The sequence below is a fragment of the Streptomyces sp. NBC_01261 genome, assembly GCF_036226385.1.
Taxonomy (GTDB): Bacteria; Actinomycetota; Actinomycetes; order Streptomycetales; family Streptomycetaceae; genus Streptomyces.
This window is the reverse complement of record NZ_CP108463.1, coordinates 482,912-509,894: the sequence shown is the minus strand read 5'-3', so window position 1 is coordinate 509,894 and position 26,983 is coordinate 482,912. Positions and strand designations below refer to the sequence as shown.

The following is a 26,983-nucleotide window of genomic DNA, read 5'->3' as shown; positions in this document are numbered from 1 at the left end:
CCTGTGGGGTCGGCAGGTTGGGTGGGAGCGCCGGGATCGGGGACATGGTCCTGGATGCACGCAGCCGTGCGTTCTGGCCTGGGCACCGGTCAGTCGAGGCTGTCGGATGTGGGCACGGCGCTTGCGGCGAGGGCCCGCATGTCGGGGAGATCGAACACGTCATCCACCATGAGGTGGAAGCCCTCAGCCTGGGCCAGAGCTATCAACCGGAGCGCCGCGAGAGAGTTTCCACCCAGGTCGAAGAAGTTCTCGGCGGCCTCGATCGGTCGGTTGAAGATCTTCTCCGCCGCCGCCAGGATGGCGGAGAGGGCCACATTCCGTTCCGCCGGGTCGGCGTCGAGGTGCGTCAGCGCATGCCGGAACGAGTGCTCGATCAGCGGCACGGAATGCTCGTCCGTCAGTGCTTGATGGATCCGCACGACCAGCTCGGGGTGTTGTCCGCCCAGGTCGAGACGGGCCGTCAACAGCACCGGCCCGAAGGGGGCGAAACCATCGGTGTCGTCGTCGGTGTCGCCCACGCTCACGTGGGTGGTCTCCTGGGGCAGGTCGTCGTAGTCACGCGGTTCCTGCAACAGCCGGCCGGGGGCGTCGTGAAAACGCACGCGCAGTGCCGCCGACGAGCGCAGTACGGCCGACCAGGCTTGCTGGACCGTGGACGGGCTCACCGCCGGGCCCGCTTCCCCGAGCCCGGACTCGTCCAGGGCGATACGCACGGACAGTGTGCCGACGTGGTGGTGCTCGGACTTCGCCGAGGCGGTCAGCTGGGCCGCCTGATGCGCGGTGGCCTCCAGTGTCTGTGCCGGGGCCGGTGCCGGGGTGGATTTCATCGTGTCTCCTTGTCGCTGAGTACAGAGCCGATCAGTTGGTGTACGAGGCTCAGGCGTTCGTCCCGGGACAGCGGGGCGATCATGGGGAGCCACAGGTTCAGGTTCGTGCTCCCGGTGCCGTTCACGGGGCGCGGTGCCATGGCCCGCGGAGGACCGGTGGTGTGCGGCCGTCCGTACTCGGCGAGGTCGGCGAGCAGCCGCCGGTCGACCTTTCCGCCGGCGGTGCAGGGCAGCACATCGAGATGATGGATCGTCAGGTGGCCCAGCTGTGCGGGGAGATCGGCGCGTACCGCTCGGGCGGCCCGGTCCGGATCGGCGTCGGTGGCGAGGACCAGGAAGAGGTGCGGCCGCGGGCCCGTCCTCGACTCCGAGATCAGTGCCACGGCCTGCACGACACCGAGCTGCCGCAGTGCGGTCGCTTCGACCTCACCCACTTCGCACCGCACGCCGGCCGGCTTGAACTGCCGGTCCCGACGGCCGCAGTAATGCAGTCGGCCACCGCTGTCGACCTGGACGATGTCGCCGGTGCGGTGGACGAGCGCACCGTCCTCGGTGTGCGGGTCGGCGACGAAGGCGGCGGCGGTCTGCCGGGGGGCATCCGTGTAACCGACGGCCACACCGTCGCCGCCGACCCACAGTTCGCCCCGCTCGCCGGGGGCCGCCGGAGCGCCGGAGGCGGTCATCACCCGGACGTAGCCGTACGGCAGAGGCCGGCCGATCGGGAGGAGCGCGGTGCCGCCCGGTTTGATCCAGCCAGCCGTGGCGACCACCGTCGTCTCGGTCCGGCCGTACATGTTCAGTACCTCGAACGGCACATCGTCGGGAAGGGCGTGCAGCCTGTCCCCGCCGGTGGAGATACGGGTCAGTCGGCTGCCTGCCGGCTTCGGCACTCGCACCAGGAGCTCGGCGAACGGGGTGGGCACGAAGGCGTACTCGACGCCGGCCTCGGCGAGCCAGGCCGCCAATCGCTGTGGATCGGGGCGGACTTCGGCGGGGGCGAAGCGGACCCGGGCGCCGGCGTACAGGGCGGACCACACCTCGAAGGCGGAGGCGTCGAAAGCCGCGTTGGTCAACTGGCCGACAACAGTGGCCGGGCCCAGGCGCAGTTCGCGTACGGCCCAGTCGGCGAGCCGGTCCAGAGCGGGGCGCGGCACCATGACGCCCTTGTGGTCGCCGGTGCTTCCGGAGGTGAACATCACGCAGGCGGGCGCCGCGCCCTCCAGGCCGTGGCCGGCACTGGTCCTGGCGGGTCCGGGCGGCCGTTCGGCCGACAGCTCCGCCCAGTCCAGCAGCCGCCGCGGTGGGCCGTCAGGGCTGTCGAGGGCGTCGGCGAGCGTGTCCGGCACACCGGGGAGCCGGACGATCGTCCCGCAGCGCGCCTGATCCGCCATGGAGGCGAGCCGTGCGGCGGGCTGTCCGGCCTCCAGCGGAAGATAGGTCCCGCCGGCGTGCAGGACGGCGTAGGCGCAGGCGAAGAAGTCCGGGGACGCCGACCCCAGAAGACCGACGACCTCCCCGGGCCGGCCCACGATGTGCCGGACGGATTCCCCGAGAGCCGTCAGCCGCCCGTACGTCACCTGGTGTGTGCCGTTGTCGAGGGCCACCGCGTTCGGGTCGGTCGTGGCCCGGGTTCGCACCCGCTGGACCAGTGTGGGCACTGCTGGGGTTCGCATCTTGGGCAGGAGTTGGACCCAGGTGCGCAGCCAGTCCAGGGTGTGGGTCCACAGGGCCCACAGATCGTCCCGGTCGACCGCGCCGTCCTGGGCCTCCATCAGCAGTTCGACCTGGGTGTCGTCGCCCGTTCCCGACGTGACGGCCACCACGTTGACCGGGAACGTGGCGGCCCCGTTGAACACGCCGAGCTGGATGCGGGCGGTGGCACCGCCGAGCCGGACCTCGCGCTCGGCCTGCTGGTGCATGCTGAAGGCGGCCCGCACCACGGCACCGTCACCGCGTCCGGCCGTTCCGCCGACGGCCCGGACGATGTCCGGCAGGGGGACCGCGGAGTGGTCCATCGCCTCGCGCAGGGCCCCGTTGGTACGGCGCAGGGTGGCCTCGGGCAGTTCGCCAGGACGCCGCTCGACCACCACCGGGATGATCGAGACGAACGTCCCGACCGTGTCCTCGTGGCCCGGTGGGCGGTTCTCCACGGCGCTGCCCAGGACGACGGCGTTCACGCCTTCGTACCGCGTCAGCGCTTGGGAGAAGGCCGTGAACAGCGTCGTGAACAGCGACACCGACGTTCGCCGAGACGCGTCCCTGACCGCTTGCAGGAGAGCGGCGGGTACGGGCAGGCGCAGGAAGGTGTCCTGGACGGCTCCGGGGGTTTCAGCGCCCAGGATCGGACTGGTGATCCGCGCGGCCCGGGCGGCGGCCTTGCGGACCTCGTCCGGGTCCGCGGGCGACTGGGACGAGGCATAGGCGAAGTAGCGCGGATCCGGGTCGGTGCCGCCGTCGCCCAGGCTGTCCAGCAGGGCGGCGAAGGACGTGCCGTCGTGGATGAGGTGGTGCGCGGTGTGCACGAGCACGGCCCGGCCGTCCGGCAGCCGTACCAGCACCCAGCGCAGCAGCGGGCCCGTGGCGAGGTCGAAAGGACGGTCGGCACCACTGAGCCGGACCAGTTCTTCCGGGGAGACGGCTTCGCCCGGCAGGTCCACCACGGTCAGGTCGACCTCGGCGTCCGTGATGTCGGCGGGCGGCACCACCTGCCAGGGGTTGCCGTCGTCGAAGACGATCCGGGTGCGCAGAACGGGGTGCCGGCGCAGCAGCCGACGCAGTTCCGCGCGCAGGGCGGGCGGCCGGGGTGCCCCGGCGAAGTGGAACAGGGCGTGGAAGACGTGTCGGGAGGAACCGGGGTCCAGAACGGACTCGTACCAGATCACCCGCTGCTGCCAGGTGAGCGGTGCCCGGCCGGTGGCCGCCGCGTCGACCGCGTGCTCCGCCGGCTCGGCGCGGGGGCGGGTGACGAGTTCGTCCAGCAGCCGCTGTACGTCGGCCGCGTTGAGCAGTTCATGTGCGCCGATGGCGAGTCCCTGAGCTCGGCGCAGGCGGACGGTGAGCTGTGCGGCTTCCATGGAGCTGCCGCCCAGACCCGTGAACGACTTGTCGAGCGGTTCCTGGGGAGCGAGGCCGAGGGCCTGCCGTACGTCGTCAGCCAGGCTCTCGACGACGGCGGTGATCGTCCTGCCCGTCATGTGTCGCCCTCCTTGGTGGACGCCGATCGGTCCTCACCGGTATCGGCCTGGAGCGTCGGTCCGGAAACGGCGACAGGCTGAATGTCGTCCACGTCGTCCTTCGCGCTCGGTGCGACGGGTGGGGGAAGGCGGCGTGGAGCCAGGAGGAGCAGCATCGCGGTCAGGAACACCGGGATGGACGTGGCGGCGACCAGCACGGAGGCGGAGGCCCACCGGGCGGAGACGGAGGAGCCGAGGAAGATCATGAGCGCCACTGACTGCGCGCCCAGTCCCGCGACCGAGGAGACCGTCGCCCGGGCCGGGCCGGTGATGGCGTGCTGCAGCCGGGCGCCCATGACGACCTGGATCATGCGCAGGATCCAGTAGAAGACGGCGATGCCCAGGAACCCACCGGGGTGGCGGCTGAGCGCGCCGAGTGCCAGGGCCGAGCCGCCGACGATCAGCAGACCCGCCAGTGCGCGGTTCCCCGCCCCGGACAGCCTCCATCCCATGAAGCTGCCGAGGGCCATCGCACCCCAGGGAAGCAGCAGGAGCAGCGGGATGACGGCCGACGGAGCGCCCCCCTCCTTGGCGAGCACGGGAAGGTACTCGTCCACGACACTGACTCCGGCCAGGACCGAGATCATCAGCAGGCACGATCGCACCTGGGGTGTGTGGCGTGCTTCGGCCAGACCGGCGCGCAGCAGGAACAGCCAGCCCTCTGTCGGAACGTCGTCGGTGCCGGTGCCGTCCGTGGCAGGGGCGTCCGTGGCGGGGACGCGTTGTCGGCCGCGGCCCAAGCTCAGCGCGGTGGGGACCGCGAGCAGGGTGAGCAGTACCGAGATCCAGCCGGCTGCGCTGTAGCCGCCCAACAGCACCACCGGCGAGGCAACGACCGAACTCACGGCGATCGAGCAGGCCTGGACGGTCGCCATCCGGCTGCTGACACGCGTGTACTCGTCGGATCTGCCGTCGGAGGCCAGCCCGTCGTAGATCAGGGACTGCAGGGTTCCGGACGTGAGGGCGCTGGAGAGGCCCCAGAGGACGAAGCCCGCGGCGAACGAGCTCAGCGAAGGCAGCGCGATCCACAGGGCGAAGCCCGTGCACTGTGCGAGCGCCGCGCACGCCAGGACCCGATGACGGGGAAAGCGGTCGGCCACCGCTCCTGAAGGGATCTCGCAGAGGAAGGTGGTCACCGTCCACAGGGCGAACAGGAGTGACAACTGCGAGGTCGAGATCCCGTGTGAAGCCATCAGCAGGGCGTAGACGGCGTGCAGCGGGAGGAGTTCGGTGAGGCCGGTGTACAGGTACACGAAGCCCACGCGGAAGGAACTGGATGATGATGAGTGCGGCATCTTGACCTAAGGAGGCATAGGAGGACGTTAACAGATGTTGCTCAACTCGCTTACGGGTCAACCTGGTTGAGGAGGAACGGCCCAAAGGGCAGGGCGTTGAGGGGGGTGCGGGCGAAGGTTGCCGGCGCATCGCCGGGCGTCCGCGCCACCGGTTCGTCGCAGCCGTCGAACGAGCCCGCGCGGCAGCCCTGGTGCGGCGGCGCGATGGGAGTGCTCGGACGTTCCTGCGAAGGAGCCGCGCAGTGGCACGTCGCCGCGGCAGACCCCTACGGAGCCTGGACCTACCCGGGTGGAGCATTCCGGCTCGGCTTCTGTCCGTACCGGGTGCCGGCGGACCTGCTGCACGGTCAGGCCTAACACCTCTGGGTCTGTCGCGCCGACGCCCGCGCGGTGACGCGGTCGCTGGACGGCATCGACGAGTTGTACCGCGAGGCGTGGCGCATCCTGCCCCTCGCCGTCGAGGGCGAACCCGGCCACCGCGTGCCCTGTCGGACTGAGGGCCGGAGCCCGTTCGAGGGTGGAGCGCGTGGTGCCCCACACGTCCAGTGTGTTGGTCACGTCGGCCATCTCCGCGGGCACCCCTAGGAGCCCCAGCGCGGCTGCAGGGCGCGCCACGACGGGGCGATCGTCATATTCGGGGGACGTGACTTCCGAAATATTACCCGGCCGGTCCCGTGCAATTACGGAAATCGCGTCTTCATGGTGATCAGGTGCGCCTCGCGCGACTAAATCCACTGCCTTTTCCGCGGGTGCGCTGATCTGCTCGGTCACGGCCACCGCGCTGATCCCCCATGTTCTTTATGTGGATGAGTGATCTGTCCATTCCGGGGCCGATTCCGCAGATGGCGAGTGTCTCGGTCACCGGGCCACATACCAGACTCGTGAAGTGTTTTCGTCCATCGGGGTCCGGCCGAGCCCCGCGTAGGTATCCACGGTCGTGAAACCGGCTCCCACCAGGGCATCGGTCACCGCGCCCGGATCGTGCCCGCGCTGCGGGTGCACCTCGTGTACCCGCTCGAAGCGGCCGTCCTCCGTACGACTCACGACGGTGACCGTGGTGTCCACTCTGCCGGTGTCGGCGTCGTAGGGGTTCTCCCAAACCTCCAGGCGATCGGGGGTGTTCTGCTCCACGAACACCCGCCCCGCCCAGGCGCGTTCGACGAACCAGGTGGGATGGGCGTCCAGTACCACCAGGCCGCCTGGCTCGGTGGCTGCCCGCAGTGTCTCGGCGGCCCGGCGCAGATCGCCCGGCGCGGTCAGGTAGTTGAGGGTGTTGTAGGTACAGGTCACCAGCGAGTGGGACCGCTCGGAGCGGAATTCGCGCAGGTCGGCTCGGGTGAAGTCGATCTGGACGCCGGCCCGCAGCGCCGCGGCCCCGGCGTGCCGCAGCATGTCCGCCGACTGGTCCACCCCCGCCAGCCGGCCGAACCGGTCGGCCAGCGCGATCAGCAGAGTGCCGGTGCCGCAGCCGAGGTCCAGGTACGACCCGGTGCCCGCCCCGTAGAAGGAAAGCAGTTCGGGGAGGTCTTTCGCTACCCCCTCGGTGAAATCATTGTAAGGCGCCTCCGCGTAAATGTCGGCGTAATCACCGAAGAAATTATCGCGTGGATCGTATTGCATCGACGGCATTCCATTCAGTAGTCTCGGATCTCGTTCCGGGTGCCTTCGCATCCGGCGTGTCCTGATTTTTCCGGAGGGAGAATTCACATGCACCCCGTGAACGAAGGAGGCCCTTTCGAAGGGCTTCCGCTGCTGTCCGACCAGGCGGACCGCCTGGCGATTCAGGAGTGGGTGGAGCAGCGCGGCCTGGGCGTCGAGGTCCGCATGATCAGCAGGGTGTTCAGGCTCACCGGATCGCTGCGGCCCGACGCGCTGCGCTCGGCGCTGACCGCGCTCGTCGCCCGCCACGAGGCACTGCGCGTGGCGTTCCCGGAGCGCGGCAAAGCCGGACTCCAGGAGATCAGGCCGGCCCGGTCCTTCGTACCGGACGAGGAGGACCTGCGGGACCTGCCCGAGGCGGAGCGGCTGGACGAGGCCCTGCGCCGGGCAGGTGTGTACCTCAGCCGCAACCCCGACCTCGACGGCGGGCTGCTGTTCAGCTCCGTCGTATACCGGCTCGGGGACGAGGACCACCTGCTCGGCGTCGCCGTCGACCATCTCGTGGCCGACGGCCAGTCGTTCGAGATCCTCGCGAACGAGCTGTGGGAGCTGTACGCCGCGGAGGTGGAGGGCCGGGAGGCGAAGCTGCCCGACCAGCCCTTCACCTACTCCGACTTCGTCCGCTGGGAGGCCGAGTGGCTCGGCCGCGATCCCGAGCCCAGGCAGCTGATCGCTCGCTTCGCCGAGCTGCTCGACGGGATCGGGACCAACGCCCCCGTTTCCCTGCCGGAGATGCGGCGCGAGACCAACGACCGCTACGAGGTCGGCACCTTCGACGTCTCGCTGCCGCCGGAGACGTTCCAACTGCTCACGGAGTACTGCCGGTCGGCCCGGACCACCCCGTTCATCGTGCTGTTCTCCTCGTACCTGTGCGCACTGCACGCCCGCAACGGTCGCGCCGACCTCACGGCGCTCATCCCGGTGACCCGCCGTACTCAGGAGCATCTGCTCAACCTGGTGTGCTTCCTGTCCACCTACGTCACCGTGCGAGTGAAGCTGGACACCTCCGTGTCGTTTCGTCAGCTGACGCGCCAGGTCCGTTCGGCCGTCATGGAGAGCCAGCGGTTGGGGCAGGTCCCGGCGCCCGAGGTGACGTCGGCCCTCGCTCCGCACATGCTCGGCAGACTGTTGGAGCGACCCTGCACGTTCTTCGACGTGGCACCCGGAGGCTGGACCGGCGGCAACCGCGAGGCCGCCGGCCTCGCGGTGGAGCCGGCCGAGGTCCCCGGACAGCTGCAGCAGATAGAGAGCCTGGAGCTGTTCGCCTCGGCCGATGACGAGAGCGTGGACTTCACCGTGCTGTTCCCCGCGGACGTCTTCGGTGAGGAAGGGGTACGGGAACTGGTTCATGTCTTCACCTCCTTGGTGCACAGGTTCCTGAGCTCTCCGGACGCCGCGGTCGAGGAACTGCTCCCGTCGGCGGCCCAAGTGGACTGAGCGGGCAGGGTGAGCGGCTCCGCGGCTCAGGCCGGGGAGCCGGCCATCCGGATGACCTCGAAGGCCTCGCTGTGGCCCCGTCCGGTGCTCGTGACGGCCCGGTAGGACGCGAGTCCGCGTACTGCCTCGTCCCAGGCGGCGTGCCGCAGTTGGGAGCGGTAGCAGCGCATGGCCTCGACCTTCAGCTCGATCTGGTCGGTGACGTCCTCGGTGTACTGGACTTCTCCCAGCGGGGCCCAGATCTCGTAGCCGAGTACGAGGGACGGCGGCGGCGCGGGCGGCCCGGCCTCCTGGAAGAAGTCGGACTCCGCCATCCAGAGCGCTTCGAGGGCCAGCCGGTGGACCGCCCGGTGCTCCGCGTCGCCGTCGGCGCGGTGCGGCAGGTACACGCGGTCAGGGCGGACCTCGCGCAGCAGCTTCACCACGGCAAGGTGCAGACGACGGTCCACGGCGAAGTCACGGGACGGTTCCTCCAGGGAGATGTACCGCTTCACGCCCAGCACCTGGCACGCGTCGGCCGTCTCGGCGGCGAACTCCTCGTCGGTGACCCCGCTGTCCTGCGTGCCCCGTTCCCGGCGGATCACGATGGCCACGGTGACCTCCGCGCCGGACTGCGCCAGCTTGGCGATGGAGCCCCCGCACCCGATGACCTCGTCGTCCGGATGCGGAGCGATCACCAGGACCCGGGTCACCGGCCGACCCCGCCCGCTCCGGCGGCGTACCCGGCCCAGCGCGCCCACCGAGCCGTCAGGTCCATGCCGTCCTGGAAGGTCACACGAGGGGGCCCGGGTGCCGTGCCCGCTGGAGCGGTCAGCCCGCGCAGGTCACGTACGCGGTCGAAGAAGTCGCCCCGGCCCACCGTGCCTGGCCCGTTGAGAAGGAAGCGTTTCTCGGTCACATGGGAAGCCGTGAGCGCGGCGACAGGGGCGTCGGCCACGTCGTCCACGTACACGGCGTTGCAGACGCCCGGACCACCGGTGACCGGAAGGGCCCCGGCGAGGGCTTCGGCGTCCGAGGCGCTCGTCGCCATCGGTTTCTCCAGCAGCACATGCTTGCCGCGGGCAGGCAGATCGCGGGCGGCGGTGGCGTGTGAGGTGTGCGGCACAGCTACTACGGCCGCGTTGGAGGCGTCGGACGACTCGTCCGCGCACCGGGCGACGCGTACGTTCCGGGACGTGCCGCCCAGCTCCCGGTACCGATCGAGGGCTGCCTCGGCCTGTTCCGGGTCTGGGTCGATCAGGGCGGTCAGGTGGCAGGAACGCGCGGCGGCTCCGCAGCCGACCGCAGCCGGACGTAGAGGTGGCATGGGTGATTCCTCTGGTGTGTCGGTGGGGGCGGTGTCCTTCGGCTGACGGATCACCGGGCCGAGCAGCCGCTCCGCTGTGCCGGTGCCGCGCAGGCGGGGGGCCACACTGACCGACAGCATGCACAGCGTGTTGGGGGAGTCGTGGCCGGTGCGGGAGAGTGCGGAGACGAGGACGCCGTCCGACCCCTCGGGGAGCCCGTCCACCGTGCCATCCCAGTGGACCGGAAGCCTGTTGGCTGCGGCGACCAGCTGTTCTCGCTCGTCCAGGACGCGGTACTGGTGGGTGGGAAAGGTGTCGTAGAGCCGGTATCGGCGCCAGTTTCCCGGCGACTCCCAGGTCATGAACTCGGGCACGTTACCCGTGATCAGCCGGTCGACGGCCGGTTCCAGCTCCGGCCGTCGGTCCAGGGTGGTCGCCGAGAACGGACGGAGGTCGGTCATGGCCGTCGTCAGCCGATGAGCCGGGTGGACGAGGTGGCCCGCATGGTCCGGGACTTGCGTAAATCGTGCGTGACGTTGATGCGCTTCAGCCACCGGTCCGTTCCGTCGAAACGGGCGGTGAAGGGCACCCGGCCGTGCACGACGCGGTGGTTGTTGATCACCAGGCAGTCACCCTGCTCCAGCGCGACCTCGCGCAGGCCCGCGTCGATGACGGCGATCAGTTTGTCCAGTGCCTGTCGCGCCTCAGGGTCGTCCTCCGAGACCTCCATGAAATAGGGGTCCAGTCGTAGGTACGGTTCCTGTCGAAGACCGAACAGGACGGCCACAGGCCTGCGCTCGTGTATGAACTCCTCCAGTGCGGCGAATTGTCCGGTGTCCCCGTCGGACGCGTGCGAGTTGTTCTTGGGCAGGTGCGATTCGTCGGGAGCGATGTGGAAGCGCTCCTCGAACAGCACCTCCAGATCCGCCGGCGAAAGGGCGTCGGGAACGTACTCGCCCACGGTGGTGGCGACGCGGTCCGGGTTGCGCAGGGACGCGAGCACCAGATAGTCCCCGCGATAGGGATGGAAGGCGTCCTCGGTGTGCCAGGTGAGCAGTTCCTTGCTGCCCAGGCCCAGCTGATCGTGCTCGTGCTTGCGGACGGGGAAGACGTCGTGCACCAGTCGGCCGTCCTGCTGGGTCGTCCACCCGAAGGGCTCCCCGAGCAGTCCCGCGTACAGGAGTACGAGGATCTCTTCAGGGAACTCCTTGTTGGGGCGCGGCCGTTCGTGCCAGTCCTCGGGGGTGGGGCCGATGCGGTCCTGATCGAAGAGGTGTCCGCTGACGACACCGAAACCGGTGGGCTCCGCGGTCGCGAAAGTACGCAGGAAGCGCTGGGTACGTACCGGGAGCCCGACGGCGAGCCGGGGCAGGTCGAGGAGCAGCTCCGGGTCGTCGTCACCGGCATACCGCTCCGCGAGGCGGATTGTCAGGTCGGCCGTCTGCCGCGCTTCGTCAGGAGTAAGGGTCAGGACCTGGTTGTGATCGGTGGCCATTGCAGATGACTCCTTCGCTGCCGTCGGGGGAGGTGGAGGCCCTACCGCTCGGGAGCGTTCCGGCTCCGGCCGGTCTCCGTGGCCACCCAGTGAGCCAGTCGGCGAGGGGTGGGATGGTCGAAAACGGTGCTTGCCCGCAGTCCGGGCGTGCGGGGGAGGGCCGCGCGCAGTTCGGTGACCAGGCGCATGGCGAGAATCGACTGGCCGCCACCTTCGAAGAAGTTGGAGTCGGGCCCGAAGCCGGGATCGTCCAGCAGTACTCGGAAGAGGCGGAGAACGGCGGCGAGCTGGGCTGGTTCCTCCCCGGTCGCCTGGTGCTGCTCGCTGGACGCGTCGGCGCCGGCTACCGGAGCGGTGGCTTCGGTAGCGGGGCGGGACGCGGTGGCGAGCATGGTGTCGAGGGAAGGGCGGTCGAGCTTGCCGTGTGCGTTCTTCGGCAGCTCGGCCGTCCAGAACAGCCGACGGGGAATGGCCCAGTCGGGCAGCTCCGCGGCGAGACCGGCCAGCAGTTCCTCGCGCCGCTCCCCGGTGACGGGCAGCGCACGGTCCCGGGTCACTTCCGGAACGGGGCCGGCCGGGACGAGGCAGGCCGACAGGGTGGTCCGGGTGTTCAGGTCGAGGAGGACCACGGCCTGGGCCACCTCGGGGTCCGCGGTGAGCAGTCGTTCCACCGACGCGGGCTCCAGCCGGTGCCCCCGTACCTTGAGCTGGTCGTCCAGGCGGCCCCTGAATTCCAGGTTGCCGTCCGGCAGGATCCGTCCAAGGTCCCCGGTGGCGTACAGGCGCTGTCCCGGTGAACGGGGATCCTGGACGAACCGCCGGGCGGTCTGTTCCGGATCGCCTACGTAGCCCGACGCCAGCGAGGGGCCGCCGATGTGGATCTCACCGAGCTCGCCGGCCACGACCGGTAGCCCGTCGGCGCCACGTACGGTGACCTCGGCGTTGGCGAGCGGGGTGCCGATGGGCACTTCCGGGGCGTCCGCAGGCAGCCGGCCGTCGTACATGGTCGAGGTGACGGTGCACTCGGTGAGCCCGTAGACGTGCACCAGGGGAGCGCGTCCGGAGCGCTCCCAGCGGCGCCAGTCGTCGGGATCCATTCGTTCACCCCCGACGAGCACACGACGCAGTCCAGGTGGCGTCGTCTCGTCCCGGACGTCGAGCCAACGGGCGTACTCGCGCCAGTACTGGGTGGACAACTCCACGATCGTGACACCCAAGTCGCTCAGCATGGCGTGCAGTTCCTGCGGATCCGGCGCCGTGCTGTCGGGGCGACAGACCACCGTGCTCCCGGTCATCAGGGCCGGGAAGACCTCCTCGATGAGCACGTCGAAGCCCAGGGAGGCCAGCTGCAGCCACCGGTCCCCGGGACGGAGCGCGAGGCGGTCCGCAGCGGCGAGTGAGAAGCCGTGCAGCGCGGCGCGTCCGATCTCGACCGCCTTGGGTCGACCGGTGGATCCGGAGGTGAACATCACATACGCCGCCGGACCCGGGCGTGCGGTGCCGTCGGGCACGGGCTCGTGCGGTTCGACGCCGTCCAGGTCCGGAGTCAGGTCCACCCACGGAAGGGGCAACGCGTCCACGGGCTGTCCGCGCCCGGCCGACAGCACGGCGCTGACCCGGTCGACCCGTGCCGCCTGAGCCGCCCGAGGCAACCCGTCCTCCAGCAGGACGAAGGCCGCACCCGTTTCCAGCACACCCAACATGCACATGACGGCATCGACGGGAGCGTTCACCTGGAGAATCACCTGCTGCCCCGGGGCAGCACCGGCGGTGGCCAGTCGGCCGGCGATCCGCTGCGCGACCACGGCCAGTTGATGATAGGTCAGGGTGCGCTGCCCGTCGCTGAGGGCGATACGTCCACCGTGGCGGGCCACGACGGTACGCCACAACTCAAGCAGCGCGTCGGACTCGACGACGGGGCCAGGTGCGGTCATCGACGCGGTCCTCCTCCGGCTCGCAACAGCCGGGAGAGGGACGCCAGTCCGTCGGCGAAGTCCTTTTCACCACCGCCGAAGCCGAGCCGGACAGTGCCCTCACGCCCGAACGCGGTACCGGGAACCAGCAATGTCCCGTCCAGCTCCAGGAGTTCGAGGCAGAACCGCTCCGAGTCCGTGACGCCGGTCAGTTCCAGCAGACAGCAGACCCCGCCCTGCGGCGGTTTCCAGGAGACCAGCCCCTCGTGTTCCGCGACCCATCGCTCCAGTAAGGCGAGGTTGGCACGAGCCCGGTCGCGCCCCGGCTCGACGAGGGCGTCCGCCGAGCGCATGGCCGCCGTGGCGATCGCCTCCACGATCGGGGACAGGAACAGGGTGCTGCGGTCACGCAGGGCGAAACTGCGCTCGATCAGTTCGGGAGGGGCGGTGCACCATCCCACCCGCAGGCCCGGCAGCCCGAAGGCCTTGGAGAACGTGCCGTAGCTGATGGTGTCCGGATGTTCCAGACCCGGGTCCGGCAGGACAGGGCCGCTCCAGGAGATCTCCGCGGTCGCCGCGTCCCACACCAGGACCGCTCCCACCTCCCGCACCCGGTCGATGAGCCGTCGGTACGCGGCCGGAGTCAGCGTGGTGCCGGTGGGGTTGTGCGGGAAGTTGACGATGACGGCCCGGGTGTCCGGCGGGATCGCCCGGTCCATGGCTCCGGGGTCGGTCCCGGCAGCGGTGAAGTGGTCCAGGGGCAGGGGACGCAGCCGGCAGTCGGCCAGTTCGGGATAGTGGACCAGTGCGTGGTAGAGCATGTCCGGCAGTACCACGAGGTCGCCCGGCCGTAAGAGTGTCGCCAGGGTGAGGGCGATCGCCTCACTGGAGCCATGGGTGACCATGACCCGTTCGGCCCGGCCCGACAGATAACGGTCGGCGATGGCCTGGCGCAGTTCGGGCGATCCCTGAGAGGTGCTGTCGTCGACCAGTATGTCGTCGAGGTCTGTCGCACCGAGACCGGTCAGCCGACGCATCTCGGCGTACGTATAGGGAAGCACTCCGCTGGAGCTGATGTCCCGTTTCGCTCGGTCGAGGTGACGCCGGTACCACTCCTCAAGCACCGGTGGTTTCTCGGACAAGGCTGAGTTGGAATACATTCGAGTCTGCGGCACGACGAAAACCCCGGGGTATAAGGCTTCGGAAGAATGGAAGAGTGGTGGAATGAGTGAAGGGCGATTCCGGTATTGGTGCGAGTGATGCATTCGGTGGGTGAAGCCGACATGGAACGGACCGAGTTGACCGGATTGATTAGATCCGCATCCGGGTGGCTGGCGCAAGTAACGCGAGTACGTGACACAGCGGACGCCGAACCACGTCGTGCCTGGTGAGCGAGCTGAATCTGTCTCGCTGGCGTGGCATCGATCCCTACTTTCAGGGACGCGCGACTCCGTTGAGGCGGGGCGCCGGTCGCATCCATTGCGTGTGGTGACCGATCGATACTTTCATGGCGCTATTGCCGTCATGGGTCTGATGATTCCGATCGATCGTATTCTTCGGGCGGGCGATCTTCGGCATATCCATCAGTCAGTTCGGCACGCAGGCGCTCACGCTTTCCCTACCTGTTGGTGAGTGTTCCGGCCGGGGTGTGAGTGGACCGGATGCCGCCCGGTCCGGTCGTGAAAGAGTTGGCGATGGAAGGGATTCCCGTCCCGGTCACGTGCAGGGTCCTGCAACTTGCCCGCCAGCCCTCCTACCGCTGGTCGAACCGCCGGTGACCAATGCCGAGTTCGGGCACGCGCGTGGACGCAACCGCGAGAGCGGCGCCGCTCCCTCATCCGCGGAGAGCGGCGCACGCCGGGACGCTTTCGTGTCAGGCCGGCTGCCAGGAGAGGATCGTCTGGTACTGCGCCTCGATGCCGTCGGCCGCGATGATGCTCGACGGAATCTGGTCCGCTGCGGTGATGTTGTGGTTGCCCTGGATCAGGACGCCCTTGCTGTTGTAGTCGGAGGGACCGCTCGGCCAGTAGTTGCCCTCGATGTCCGTCGGATCGTATGTCCCGTCGCCTGCGGTGTAGTTGCCGTGTTTGCTGCCCCAGGGGGAGACGTTGATGTTCCATACGGCGTTGCCGAGGATCGACACGTAGGTGGCGCCGTTGTCGGTGTACAGGACGTGGCCGCCGGAGGTGTTGAGCTGGTCGTGGACCACGTTGCCGCTTACGTGCTCACCGGTGGCCATGGAGGTGCCGGTGATCCCGTTCGTGTAGACGGCTCCGCCGTCGCCGAGGAGCGACATGTGGTCGTAGATCAGGTTGTTCGAGATGGTGTTGTTGTGGGAGTAGTTGGGCTGTGCGGGCAGGCTCACCTTGTCGGGCCAGCCGCCCCAGCCGATGGAGATCGCCGTGTAGGGGACATGGTCGATCTGGTTGTGGGTGATGGTCGACGTTTCGATGTAGCCGGCGTCGATGGCGATCCCGCCGCGGTATTCGGCTGCGGTGTTGTAGAAGTGGCTGTCTTTGACGGTGATCCCGCTGGTGTGCTGGGCGGCGCTGGTGGGCTGGGGGATGTCCACGCCGCCCAGGTCGAGGCCGTTGCCGGAGATGTCGGTGAACACGCAGGCGGTGACGGTGGCGTTCTGCGAGCCGTCGCCGAGGTCCAGTCCGGCCGCGCCGAGGTGGACGAAGTAGTCGTGGTCGAAGTGGATGCTCTTGTCGTAGGTGAAGCGCACCGCGCCGGGCATCTTGGTCCAGTTGCCGTAGGGGCAGGTGCCGCCGGAGACGAAGTCGCACAGTCCCTGGGTGGCGTAGCCCTTGGTGCCGGTGACCTGGTAGGTCGCCTGGATCTCGGAGAAGCCGGTGCCGGTGTTGGAGGTGGTGTAGTTCGCGTAGCTGAACTGGATGCCCTGGAAGCCGACATGGCTGGGTTCGTCCGAGGCCTTGCCGGAGGACGCCACCAGCGTGTCGAGTGAGGGTGCCTCGACGTCCGCCGTGGCCAGGTTCTCCCCGGCACGCGGGATGTAGTAGAACCGGTGCTCGCTCTTGTCCAGGTAGAACTCGCCCGTTTTGTCGAGGAGTTCGTAGGAGTTCTCCACTGCTGTGGGTGCCTCGGTGATCGACTTGCGGCCGACCAGGTTGTAGGTGCGGCCGGAGTCGTCGGTGCGCATGACCCGTTGGGTGGAGTTGTTCCAGCAGGGCTGGGCCATGGTGATGGCCGTGCTCGTCACCGAGGCGACCGGGCAGCGCGGCTCGGTCCACAGTCCCAGGCCGCCGCGGTAGACGAACTCGATCGCCGACGGGTTGCGCCAGCCGGCCATGGGGTCACCGGATGCCGTGGTGTACCCGGTTGCCGTCTGCGTCACCGGCACCGGCAGGGCGCCCGTCGCGCGCTGGGCGCGCACTCCGTCCACGTACAGCTGCCGGGTGTCCAGGCCGGTGGGGGCTGGGGCGGACCAGATGTCGCTGCCCGTACTGGTTCTGGCCCAGCCGGTGATGTGGGCGCCGCCGCTGATGACCGGGGTCTGTCCGGCCGCCGCCTTCCACCAGACGGTGCCAGCCGCACCGCCGCCTGAGTCCGCGGCGGTGAAGGTCAGCGTCTCGGTCAGCCGGTAGACGCCGCCGGCCAGGGTCACGGTGATCGGTCCGGACGTCGATGTGTCGATCGCCCGGACCGCGGTCTGTGCCTTGGTGAGCGTCCGGAAGGGGGCGGCGGCGCTGGTCCCCGTGTTGTCGTCGTTGCCGGTGGGCGAGACGAAGTAGGTGACCGCGGTTGCCGCGTGTGCGGGGAGGGTCAGCGCTGCGATGGGCAGAAGGGCACAGACGAAGGCCGCGATGACACGGTAAGACCCGATGAATAACCGAAATGGGTTCACGGTTCTCGTGATGTGCGCATGCTCTCTTGTGGGAAACATGCTGGGAAGGTAGGGGTGTGGAGATGAGACGTCAATGACTGTGGCGATGAAACATCGGATCAATTGTTCAAGCTGTCGGGCTGTGTTGAGGCCTCAGTGACGCGGGTGTTGACCCCTCGCATCCGGTCCTGGTCGGTGTGTCACATGTAGTGGTGCGGCGTCGCTGGGGGGGGCACCACGGCCGTGCCTGCCAGGACGGTGCCGTCGAGCACCGCGAGAGCCTGTCGTCTGCGCACCGTCCGGTTGCCTCGTGGAGTATTGGAGGTTGCGGAAGCGTGCCTCGGCACGGCCGGAACCGTGGTCGTACACACCGTTCTTGAAGTGACGTAGGAACGTGACGTGCGACGCCCGCGTAGGGCCGAGAGGGCCGCATTGACCAGGCTGTCCGCAGACATGCCTGGGGGTCGTCCAGATCCACGCGCCGACGGCCGTGGCGGAGGAGGAGCGTTGTGAAAGCATCCTGCACCACGTCCTCTGCCGTCGGGAGATCGTCCACCAGGAGCAGGGCGAGCCGTACCGGTGTCAGTCGGCGATGGCCGTAGAGCTCGTTGAAACCGTGCTCGTCGCCGACGGTGGCCGTGCTGGGGGACGAGCCCTCGAACGGAGCTCGCCTGGCAGTCTGTCTGCCTGGCGATGAGCGCGGCGCGAGCCGGTCCCGTGCCCGGCGCATCAGATCCGTGGGGCCGTGGACCACGGTGCGCACCTGGCTGTGCGTATTCCGCCGTCAGGCGGCCGACGGTGTGGCTGCTGGGATCGTCGCTGTTCCCACATCTCTCCTGGGCGTCGTGATCGGTCCGGACCGTCGGGGGCCCCGGACGGACCGGACCGTGTTGCCGGGCCCTGAGCCGCGCAGCACGCGTTCACGGGGTGTCGCCGAACGGCCGACGACCGGTCAGCAGGCAGTAACTCTGGGTCGAGTCCCTTGCCGTGCAACGGCGTTGACGTGGAGGGACACACTCAAACCTTGGCGAGCCCTACCCGACCGGAACGGTCGCAGGGGACTCCTGGCCAGGAACTGGTCGCCAACGTACGCAGGCACTACCCATCCGTCACAGTCGTCGCCGAGTCGTGAAGCGGGAAGAACGGCATGCCGGTCCCGCAGTCACGCACGCCCTCACCCCAGGGGTCCTTGTGCGTGTCCCGCAGCGCGGCGACGAGCCTGTCTAGCGATTGGCTCATACTGACGCAGCATCAGAAATACTTGAGGCAACCGTAGTTGGCATAGCCGGGCGCGGTTGGTACGGGCATCGTGGCATGCTGCGGTGTCGAGGCTCGCACATGCGGTCGGCGCTTGGGTCGCGCAAACCCGGGGCGGGGTGGGGAAGGCGGTCTGATGGAGCACTCGGCGGACAGCGGCCTTCCGCGCGTGCTACCCAGCGTCAGCGCGCCGCGATTCGTCGGCCGAGCGGTCGAACTGCACCGGCTGAGGCAGGCCTTGGCGCGGCCGTCGGCCGCCGTTCTCGTCGAGGGTGAGGCAGGAATCGGCAAGAGCCGACTCGTTCAGGAAGCGCTGGACGAGCCCGGTATCGCCGCCCGACGGCCGCTGGCCGCCATGTGCCCCCCGTTCCGGGAGGCACTCACCCTGGGCCCGATCGTCGATGCCGCCCGCGATGCCCGGCCCGATGTGGCGGAGCTGACCCTCACCCCCCTCGCCGGGGTGCTGCGGCCGCTGTTCCCCGAGTGGGGGCAGGATCTGCCGCCGGCCCCCGAGGCGCTGTCGGACGCGGGCGCCGCTCGGCACCGACTCTTCCGCGCACTGGCCGAACTGCTGGACGCCATGGGCGTCGGCGTGCTGATCCTGGAGGACGTCCACTGGGCCGACGAAGCCACCCTGGACTTCCTGCTGTTCCTCGCCTCCCGTCGGTCCCGCCGGATGAGCCTGGTGCTGACCTACCGTCCCGAGGACGTGGCGCCGGACTCCGTGCTGATGCGGCTGACCTCCCGACCCCCGGCAGGCACCGGGTACGTACGGATCTGCCTTGGCGCGCTGAACGTGCCCCAGACCGCCGAGTTGATGTCGTCGATGCTCGACGGGGAACACGTCTCCGAGGCTTTCGCGTCGTTCCTCCAGGAGCGGACCGACGGCGTGCCGCTGGCGATCGAGGAGTCCGTCCGGCTGCTGCGCGACCGGGCCGATCTGGTCCGGCGCGACGGAGAGTGGGTACGCAGGACACTGGCGGACATCGCTGTGCCGCCCACCATCCGGGACGCCGTCGCCGAGCGCGCCTCGCATCTCACCCCGGTCGCACAACGCGTGCTGCAGGCCGCCTCCGTGCTGGCCGAACCGGTCGGCCTGCCCGTTCTCGCGACGTTGAGCGGGCTCCCGCACAACGTTGTCAGCCGGGCCGTGGACGCCGCCGTACGCGGTGGACTGTTAGGTGAGGACCGTGTAGGCCGGGTCAGTTTCCGGCACGCGCTGGCGGCTCGTGCGGTCTACGACATGACGCCCGCGCCCGACCGCCGGGCCCTGCACCGGGAAGCGGGCCGCTCCCTGCAGGCCATGACACCGCAGCCGGTGGCACGGCTCGCCCACCACTACCGGGAGGCGGGGGACACCGGGCAGTGGCGGCAGTACGCCGAACGGACCGCCGACCTCGCGCTGGCCTCCGGGGACCACCGCACCGCCGTCGGACTGCTGCACGAACTCCTCACCGAGAGCGATCCGCCCGCCGCCTCGGTGGCCCGGTGGGCCCAGAAGATGCCGGTCATGGCATTCACCGGGCTCGTCGGCCGAGCCGACCTGACCCGCGCGCTGCGCGAGGTGCTGGACGCGGAGACGCTCTCCCCGCACGAGCGCGCGGCCGTCCGCACCCAACTGGGGAGGATGCTGCTGCACACGGGCGAGTACGCGGCCGCTGCGGCGGAACTGGAAAAGGCGCTGCCGGATCTGGCCGACGAACCGTTCCAGGCGGCCTGGGCGATGAACACGCTCGGCAGCCCGCCGAGCACCCTGATGTCCGCCGGGGAGCACCGCCGTTGGCTGGACCGGGCGGCCGACGCGGCCCGGCTGCCGATGACGGCGGACCAGCGGCTGGCTCTGGCGGTGGACCGGGCGACTTCCCTGCTGGACATGGGCGACGAGGCCGGCTGGGCCGTGGCCGCGGAACTGCCCGACACCGCGACGACCCCGGAAGGAATGATGCAACTGGCCCGCGCCGGACTCAACATCGGCAACTCCGCCATGCGTTGGGGCCGCTACGACGAGGCCAGAGCGCTGCTGACGACCGGGCTGGCCAGGGCCGAAGAACACCGGTACCAGCGGCTCCACGACATGATCCTGGTAACGCTGGTGCACCTGGACTGGTTCACCGGTGCCTGGGACGGACTGGCCGAGCGAGCCGCCGTCCTGGCCGGGGTGGAAGAGGAACCCGTGGTCCAGCTGGACGCCCTGCTGATCACGGCTCTGCTGGACGGGGCGGTCGGCGGCAGCGCAGCGGATCCCGGCCGCGCGGCGGTGACCGAGGGCGGGACAGGGACCGTCGAGGAGCGGCTGCGCCAGGTGCTCGACGCGGGTCTGCGGCGCGGCATCGTGGATCTGCCGCTGGAGCCCGCTGCCGCCCTGGCGCGGATCCGGCTCGCAGAGGGGTCGGCCGCCGAGGCGCTGGAGTTGACGGAAGGACCGGCCGCCGTCGTGGCCCGCAAGAACATCTGGCTGTGGGCCACCGAGTTCGCACCGGTGCGGACCGGCGCGCTTCTCGCGGTCGAACGGCCGGACCAGGCGCGGCAGTTCGTCGCGGACCTGGCCGAAGGGCTCGCCGGCAGGAACCTGCCGGCAGCGGACGCCGCCCTGGAGACGTGCCGCGGACTGCTGGCGGAGGGAGAGGGCCGCAGCGTCGAGGCAGCCGCCGCGTTCGGCCGGGCCGCCACCGCCTGGAAGGGCCTGCCCCGACCGTATGAGGCACTGCTCGCGGCCGAACGTCGGGCCGGCTGCCTGCTGGCAGCGGGGGACAGGGATACCGGACTGGCCGAACTCGCCCACGCGCAGGCCGGATTCACGGCTCTGGGAGCCCGGACGGATGCCGACCGGGTGCACGTCGCGCGCCGTGCGGCAGGGGAGCCGGTACGTCAGATGTGGCGCGGTGGGCGCCGCGGCTACGGCGACCAACTGTCCCCGCGTGAGCTGGAAGTGGTCCGCCTGATGCTCACCGGTCTGACCAACCCGGCCATCGCACGAGCACTTTCCCGTTCCCCGAAGACCATTGCCGCACAACTGAACTCAGCGATGCGCAAATACGGAGTGACCTCGCGTACCGCACTGGCGGTCAGCCTGACGCAGGCCGGAATCACCCCGTCGGAAGACCACGCCACCGGCACGCGCTCCGATCTTTAGGTCATCCGCCCCATCGCGAGGACACGCGGCAACCGTCGATACTCAGTGCGCGCAGGGTCCCCGAGCCGACCTGCACCCGGACATGACCGGAAGGGCGTCCATCCATCGGATGAGCAGTACACCCCCCGAACCGAAGTCCGGCGCACCGAACGCCCGTACGGACGGCGCCGACAGTCCCGCCGATGCCGTCACCGGACCGCAGCACACCGACGTGCCGCCCGCCGGAGAACGACACCCCGAACCGACGCCCGCTGTACCGGGTGTTGCCGACGACGCATCGGCAGAGCCCGCCTGCGCGGACGACTTGTACAGCGGTTACGAACCCCTCTGAGCTCGGCCCGACCGGGTCCTGAACGTGATGAATAGGGTGCCTCCTTGCTGTCCTTCTTGCTGTCCTCAAGACGTGCGCGTGTGCGCGCTCCCCTCTCCCTTCTCATGGCCGGCTGTCTCGGCGTCGGAGTTCTCGCCGCGATATCCCCGGCCGCCGCCGCGGCCACCCCCAGTTCCCCGGCCTCGTCATCCGACGCCGACTCCTCCAAGGCCTCCGACCTGCTCAACGCCGTGCCGCAGGACAACGTCCCGCAGAACTACGTCCCGGCCGCCTGCAACAACCCGAGCCTCAAGGACGGCGTGGCCCAGTGCTTCGCCGACGTGCGCACCAACTCCGACCACATCGTCCGGCCGCAGGCGAGCGCACCCCCGTCCGCTGCGCTGGGCCCGGCCGACATCCAGGCGGCCTACAGCCTCCCCGCCGGAGGTGGGGGCAGGACGGTCGCGATCGTCGACGCGTACGGCAACTCGCACGCCGAGGCCGACCTGGCCGCGTACCGCGAGCACTACGGGCTGCCCGAGTGCACCACCGCCAACGGCTGCTTCCGCAAGGTCGATCAGCACGGCGGCACGGACTATCCCGCCGACGACGCGGGCTGGGCACTGGAGACCGCGCTCGACCTCGACGCCGTGTCCGCCGCCTGTCCGGCGTGCAACATCCTTCTCGTGCAGGGTGATTCGGCAAGCCTGGACAACCTGGGCACCGCGGTCGACACCGCCGTACGCCTGGGCGCCAAGTACGTCTCCAATTCGTACGGCCTGCCCAGCGAGAGCTCCTCCGAGACCGGGTACGACCACCACTACGACCATCCCGGGGTGGCCGTGGTCGCGTCCACCGGCGACACCGGCCATGTCCAGAACTGGCCCGCCACCAACCCCAACGTGGTGGCCGCCGGCGGCACCCGGCTGACCCGCACCGAGGACACCCAGCGCGGCTGGACGGAATCCGCCTGGACCTCCGGAGGATCGGGCTGCTCGCTGTACGAGGCCCAGCCCGCCTACCAGAGGGGCCTCACCACCGGCTGCGACACCCGGGCGACGGCTGACGTCTCCGCGGTCGCCGACCCCGCGACCGGCCTGGCCGTGTACGACACGGTGGGCAGAGACGGCTGGCTGCAGGTCGGTGGCACCAGCCTCTCCGCGCCGCTGATCACGGCGATGTACGCACTGGCGGGCACCCCGGTCGAGGGCACCTACCCGGTGACCTACCCGTACATCAACGCCTCCGGGATGACCGATGTCACCGAAGGGTCCAACGACGACTGCGGCACGGTGGTGTGCACCGCCGGCGTCGGCTGGGACGGCCCGACCGGTCTCGGCACCCCGGTCGGCGTGTCCGCGCTCGCCTTCGGCGCCCATGGAACGCTGTCCGGACACGTCACCGACAGCACATCCGGCGCCCCGCTCGCCGGCGTGGCGCTGGCCATCTCCGAAGAAGCGACAGGTGGCAGGGAGTACCACGTCACCACCGACGCCGAAGGCGCGTACAACCTCCCCGTCGCGGTGGGCGACTACCGGATCGCCGCCACCGACTTCGGCTACCAGGAGAACACCAGCTCCGCAGTGAGTGTCGCCGAGAACCAGAGCACCACCGCCGACCTGACGCTGGTGAAACTGCCCACCCGCACGGTGTCCGGCACGGTGAAGGACGGCAGCGGCCACGGCTGGCCCCTGTACTCGAAGATCACCATCGACGGCTATCCGAACGGCGCCGTCTACACCGACCCCTACACCGGCAAGTACAGCGTGGAGCTTCCCGAGAAGGCCACCTACGACGTCCATGTGGCCCCCGTCTACCCCGGCTACCGCAGCACGGACCTGAGTGTCCCGGTGGGCACGGCCGACGCACGGACCGACGTGGCCCCGGACGTGGACCCGACGGCCTGCGTCGCACCCGGCCACGCCTATCCGGCCGAGACCGGCTTCGAAGGCTGGACCGGCACCACTCCGGAGCATGGCTGGACGGTCGTCGATCATGGGACGAGCGGCGCCACCTGGGACTTCGCCGACAAATTTCTGTCCAACTGGACGGGCGGAACCGGGAACTGGGCCGCCGCCGATCCCTACGGCCGGGGCGGTGCTCCCGAGGACACCGAACTCGTCTCGCCCGCCTTCAGCCTGGCAGGCCAGGGCTCACCCGTCCTCGGCTTCGACGCCCTCTACGCCCCCAGCAAGGACTCGGTGGCCGACGTCGACCTCAGCCTCGACTCGGGCGCGACGTGGACCACGGTGTGGCACCGGGACACGGCCGAGTACCTGGGCCACGTCGCGGTCCCCCTGCCCCAGGCGGCAAACGCCAAGCACGTGAAGGTGCGCTTCCACTACTCCGGCAGCGGCCTGTCGATCTGGCAGCTCGACACCGTCACCGTCGGCTCCTGCGCAGCCGTGAGCGGAGGCATCGTCGCCGGAAAGGTCGTCGACGGCAACACCGGTGACGCCATCACACCCGCCACCGTCACCGACACCGCCGACAGCTACGCGACGGCGACCACCGTGGCGACCCCCGACGACCTGGCGTTGGCCGACGGCTACTACTGGCTGTTCAGCGCCCCCGCCGGACGGCACACGTACCGGACGGTCGCCGCCCGCTACACCACCTCGACCGGCACCCTCACCACACGGCCGGACAAGATCAACCGGTTCGACCGCACGCTCAAGGCAGGCCGCCTGGCGGTGAGTTCAAACGCCCTGTCCGTCAGCGAGACACTCGGCGGATCAGGCAGCAAGAAGGTCACCTTCACCAACAGGGGGCAGGCGCCGCTGCACGTCAACCTCGGTGAGCAGAGCACCGGTTACACCTCACCGGACGGCACCTCCACGTCCACGTCGGACTCCTCGGCAGGCGCCCCGACGCTGCGCGTCAAGGGCAACTACTCACCCGGACCGATGAGTTCTACCTCCCAGGCCGCGACGAGCACGTCGAGCGCCTCGTCGGCCACGGCATCGACGGGGCCCTGGACCGGCATCGCCGACTACCCCGAGCCCGTCATGGACAACGCCGTGGGCACCTACCAGGGCAAGGTCTACTCCGTTGCCGGAATCTCCGGACTCTTCGGAGGGGAGTACCTCAGCCGCGGCTATGTGCACGACCCGTCCACCGACGCCTGGACACCCATCGCCGACCTCCCGGAGGCCCTGGAGTCACCGGGTGGGGCCTTCGTCAACGGGACCATGTACGTCGCCGGCGGCTGGACCGCCGACGGTGCCCGCGCCACGCTCTACGCGTACCACCCCACCACCGACACCTGGACCCGCCTCGCCGATCTGCCCCAGGCGATCGGCATGCCCGACGTGACCACCCTCGACGGCAGCCTCTATGTCATCGGAGGCTGCACCGGATCCGGCTGTGGAGACAGTGTCAGCACCGTCTACCGCTACACCCCGGCCACCGACACCTGGACCCGGCGTGCCGACTACCCGTTCACCATGGAACGCGGGGCCTGCACCGGCATCACCGGTGAACTGGTCTGCGCCGGCGGCATCACGGCCGTCGCTGGAGGGGTCGACCCCCGCAAGGGACAGACCTACCGCTACAGCCCTTCCGCCGACACCTGGACCCGTGCGGCCGACATGCCCCAGGCGAGCTGGGGCGCCACCGCCAGCGGCAATGACGGCAAACTCCAGGTCGTCGGCGGCATCATCGGAGTGGACGCAGTCAACACCGTCGTCGAATACGACCCGGTGTCCAACACCTGGTCCAAACTGCCCAACGCCGGCTCCGCTCTCCTCCGGGCCGGCGGCGGCTGCGGGATCTACCGCATCGGCGGCATGACCACGTCCCTGGGCACCGCCTCCTCGGCCGAGGTCCTACCCGGGCACGACCAATGCGACGGCGACGACGTCACCTGGCTGTCGGCGGACAAGACCTCGTTCGACCTCGCCCCCGGCCGGTCCACCACGGTCACCGTCCGCGCGGACGCCTCGGCCGTGGCCACGGCCGGCACCTACACCGCGCGGCTCACCTACAGCACCGACGCCCCCTACGCCGGAGCATCGGTCAAGGTCAGCCTCAAGGTCACGATCCCGCGGACCTGGGGACACCTCTCCGGAACGATCACCGACAAGCACACGGGAGCACCGCTCGCCGGAGCAACTGTCCTGATCTGCCCGGTGGCGCACGCCAGAACGACCGGCTGCGACCACCTCGCACACACCGTGCGCACCGACTCCGACGGCCACTACGACCTCTGGCTGGACGCCCGCCCGAGCCCGCTGCGGATCACGGCTTCGGCCGCCGGGCACCATGCGGCATCCAAGGAGGTGACCCTGGTGCCGGGCCGCGTCACGACGGCCGACCTTTCGCTGACCGCGACCTGATCCCACGTCCCCCGCTCACCCCGCGCCCACCAGGACACTCGGTCTTGGTGGGCGCGGCTTCGCTTCTCCTCTGAGCACATCCGAGACGGGTATCCCTCGGTGGGTATGGCTGGTTCGCGCCGCGAGGAACTGACGCCGCCGGCCGGGGTGAGCCGGCCCTACTGCACGCGGCTGGAGCACAGGGGCGTCCCGCCGCCTCGGCTGCGCCCATGAAAGTGGCGAACGCTTTTGACCCGATCAGGGTATTTGCTCCGGCATTGGCCCTCCCCGTCAACGGCTTCATGAACCCCGGCCGCGCAACCGCACGACTGGTCCGCCGGCAGCGAGGGCGCGGCTTCGAGTCGCACACATGCCGTCGTTGCGGGCACCAAGCCGACCGGCATGTTCCCGGCGACACCATTCGCCACCCCATGGGCGGCGTATCCGCACGGCAGAGAGCCGGGTCTCGCAAGCCGGACACGAGCCCGCGTCACGGCGGACGCTGAGCCTCACCACCATCCCGCACGCACCGTGCACCGCTGTGGCGACCCGCACCTCGAATTCCTTGAACAGCACGTTCTGCCAGGCGTGTTCGTCGTGGTTGACGGCCTCGGCGTCGACGTCGGTGGCACGGTTCAGCCCGACCCACCGGAACCTGACGGGTTGTCATGTCCGCGTACCGCGGCGGGGCCTTCCCTGGCTCACGGCCCGGAACCGAACTTCGCGCGCGGCGTACGAGTCTGGTCAGAGAGACGGGTTGGTGAGGACACGCTGCGGGCAGAGGACCTGCCACACCAAGGGCTGGTAGCAGTAGCGGCGCAGACACCAGGCGGGCACTCCTCAGTACCGCCGACGAAGGCGACTCGTTGGAGGGGCGGTCCGGCAAGACCGCCCCTGACACGTCATCAGCCAACTGCACCCCGGCGACACCCCTGACCAGCAGGAATAGTGAAACGCTGCTGGAGTAGTAGATGA

At 69.6% G+C, this 26,983-nt stretch carries 16 protein-coding genes; 5 read left to right on the top strand and 11 right to left on the bottom strand.

Annotation, left to right across the window (positions count from 1 at the left end):
* Positions 1-89 precede the first annotated feature (89 nt).
* The 3 genes from OG226_RS02145 to OG226_RS02135 are packed head-to-tail and all read right to left on the bottom strand — an operon-like array spanning position 90 to position 5,322.
* Positions 90-827: a phosphopantetheine-binding protein gene (locus OG226_RS02145; RefSeq protein ID WP_329347566.1), complete on the bottom strand. Its 738-nt coding sequence runs from the start codon at positions 825-827 to the stop codon at positions 90-92.
* Positions 824-4,021, bottom strand: a complete 3,198-nt coding sequence (locus OG226_RS02140; RefSeq protein ID WP_329347565.1) for an AMP-binding protein — start codon at positions 4,019-4,021, stop codon at positions 824-826. The genes OG226_RS02145 and OG226_RS02140 overlap by 4 nt, the downstream gene beginning before the upstream one ends.
* The gene (locus OG226_RS02135) at positions 4,018-5,322 is read right to left on the bottom strand and encodes an MFS transporter (protein WP_329347564.1); all 1,305 of its coding nucleotides are present in this window, start codon (positions 5,320-5,322) and stop codon (positions 4,018-4,020) included. The genes OG226_RS02140 and OG226_RS02135 overlap by 4 nt, the downstream gene beginning before the upstream one ends.
* Positions 5,323-5,460: 138 nt before the next feature.
* Between OG226_RS02135 and OG226_RS02130 the strand changes: the two genes are divergently transcribed.
* Positions 5,461-5,712: a hypothetical protein gene (locus OG226_RS02130; protein ID WP_329347563.1), complete on the top strand. Its 252-nt coding sequence runs from the start codon at positions 5,461-5,463 to the stop codon at positions 5,710-5,712.
* A gap of 501 nt (positions 5,713-6,213) precedes the next feature.
* Here the strand turns inward: OG226_RS02130 and OG226_RS02125 are convergent.
* On the bottom strand, positions 6,214-6,975 hold the full coding sequence (locus OG226_RS02125) for a class I SAM-dependent DNA methyltransferase (RefSeq protein WP_329347562.1): 762 nt from the start codon (positions 6,973-6,975) through the stop codon (positions 6,214-6,216).
* 87 nt (positions 6,976-7,062) lie between these two features.
* On the opposite strand from OG226_RS02125, the gene OG226_RS02120 reads away from it, so the two are divergent.
* A complete protein-coding gene (locus tag OG226_RS02120; protein WP_329347561.1) occupies positions 7,063-8,451 on the top strand; it encodes a condensation domain-containing protein in 1,389 nt (462 codons plus the stop codon).
* Between the two features lie 26 nt (positions 8,452-8,477).
* On the opposite strand, the gene OG226_RS02115 is transcribed toward OG226_RS02120, so the two are convergent.
* The 7 genes from OG226_RS02115 to OG226_RS02080 form a co-directional block, all read right to left on the bottom strand.
* A complete protein-coding gene (locus OG226_RS02115) occupies positions 8,478-9,143 on the bottom strand; it encodes a PIG-L deacetylase family protein (protein ID WP_329347560.1) in 666 nt (221 codons plus the stop codon).
* Positions 9,140-10,198 (bottom strand): Gfo/Idh/MocA family oxidoreductase, encoded by a 1,059-nt coding sequence (locus tag OG226_RS02110; protein WP_329347559.1) that lies wholly within the window; start codon positions 10,196-10,198, stop codon positions 9,140-9,142. Before OG226_RS02110 ends, OG226_RS02115 begins: the two co-directional genes overlap by 4 nt.
* Positions 10,199-10,206: 8 nt before the next feature.
* Positions 10,207-11,232, bottom strand: a complete 1,026-nt coding sequence (vioC, locus tag OG226_RS02105; protein ID WP_329347558.1) for an arginine beta-hydroxylase, Fe(II)/alpha-ketoglutarate-dependent — start codon at positions 11,230-11,232, stop codon at positions 10,207-10,209.
* Between the two features lie 41 nt (positions 11,233-11,273).
* Positions 11,274-13,166: an amino acid adenylation domain-containing protein gene (locus OG226_RS02100; protein ID WP_329347557.1), complete on the bottom strand. Its 1,893-nt coding sequence runs from the start codon at positions 13,164-13,166 to the stop codon at positions 11,274-11,276.
* Positions 13,163-14,287: a capreomycidine synthase gene (vioD, locus tag OG226_RS02095; protein WP_329347556.1), complete on the bottom strand. Its 1,125-nt coding sequence runs from the start codon at positions 14,285-14,287 to the stop codon at positions 13,163-13,165. Before vioD ends, OG226_RS02100 begins: the two co-directional genes overlap by 4 nt.
* 731 nt (positions 14,288-15,018) lie before the next feature.
* A complete protein-coding gene (locus tag OG226_RS02090) occupies positions 15,019-17,013 on the bottom strand; it encodes a fibronectin type III domain-containing protein (protein ID WP_329347555.1) in 1,995 nt (664 codons plus the stop codon).
* A 1,077-nt stretch (positions 17,014-18,090) separates the two neighbouring features.
* The gene (locus OG226_RS02080) at positions 18,091-18,231 is read right to left on the bottom strand and encodes a hypothetical protein (RefSeq protein ID WP_329347554.1); all 141 of its coding nucleotides are present in this window, start codon (positions 18,229-18,231) and stop codon (positions 18,091-18,093) included.
* A 154-nt stretch (positions 18,232-18,385) separates the two neighbouring features.
* Between OG226_RS02080 and OG226_RS02075 the strand changes: the two genes are divergently transcribed.
* The 3 genes from OG226_RS02075 (at position 18,386) to OG226_RS02065 (ending at position 26,029) form a co-directional block, all read left to right on the top strand.
* Positions 18,386-21,382 (top strand): helix-turn-helix transcriptional regulator, encoded by a 2,997-nt coding sequence (locus tag OG226_RS02075; protein WP_329347553.1) that lies wholly within the window; start codon positions 18,386-18,388, stop codon positions 21,380-21,382.
* A 109-nt stretch (positions 21,383-21,491) separates the two neighbouring features.
* Complete coding sequence (locus tag OG226_RS02070; protein WP_329347552.1) at positions 21,492-21,713, top strand: hypothetical protein; 222 nt, start codon at positions 21,492-21,494, stop codon at positions 21,711-21,713.
* Positions 21,714-21,793: 80 nt separating this feature from the next.
* Positions 21,794-26,029, top strand: a complete 4,236-nt coding sequence (locus OG226_RS02065; RefSeq protein WP_329347551.1) for a carboxypeptidase regulatory-like domain-containing protein — start codon at positions 21,794-21,796, stop codon at positions 26,027-26,029.
* Positions 26,030-26,983 lie beyond the last annotated feature (954 nt).

What these genes read in the sequence shown, in the direction of transcription:
- OG226_RS02145 (WP_329347566.1), bottom strand. Translation starts at nt 827, where the DNA reads ATGAAATCCACCCCGGCACCGGCCCCGGCACAGACACTGGAGGCCACC.
- vioC (WP_329347558.1), bottom strand. Translation starts at nt 11,232, where the DNA reads ATGGCCACCGATCACAACCAGGTCCTGACCCTTACTCCTGACGAAGCG.
- OG226_RS02070 (WP_329347552.1), top strand. Translation starts at nt 21,492, where the DNA reads ATGAGCAGTACACCCCCCGAACCGAAGTCCGGCGCACCGAACGCCCGT.
- OG226_RS02110 (WP_329347559.1), bottom strand. Translation starts at nt 10,198, where the DNA reads ATGACCGACCTCCGTCCGTTCTCGGCGACCACCCTGGACCGACGGCCG.
- OG226_RS02100 (WP_329347557.1), bottom strand. Translation starts at nt 13,166, where the DNA reads ATGACCGCACCTGGCCCCGTCGTCGAGTCCGACGCGCTGCTTGAGTTG.
- OG226_RS02125 (WP_329347562.1), bottom strand. Translation starts at nt 6,975, where the DNA reads ATGCAATACGATCCACGCGATAATTTCTTCGGTGATTACGCCGACATT.
- OG226_RS02120 (WP_329347561.1), top strand. Translation starts at nt 7,063, where the DNA reads ATGCACCCCGTGAACGAAGGAGGCCCTTTCGAAGGGCTTCCGCTGCTG.
- OG226_RS02075 (WP_329347553.1), top strand. Translation starts at nt 18,386, where the DNA reads ATGGAGCACTCGGCGGACAGCGGCCTTCCGCGCGTGCTACCCAGCGTC.
- OG226_RS02140 (WP_329347565.1), bottom strand. Translation starts at nt 4,021, where the DNA reads ATGACGGGCAGGACGATCACCGCCGTCGTCGAGAGCCTGGCTGACGAC.
- OG226_RS02080 (WP_329347554.1), bottom strand. Translation starts at nt 18,231, where the DNA reads ATGAGCCAATCGCTAGACAGGCTCGTCGCCGCGCTGCGGGACACGCAC.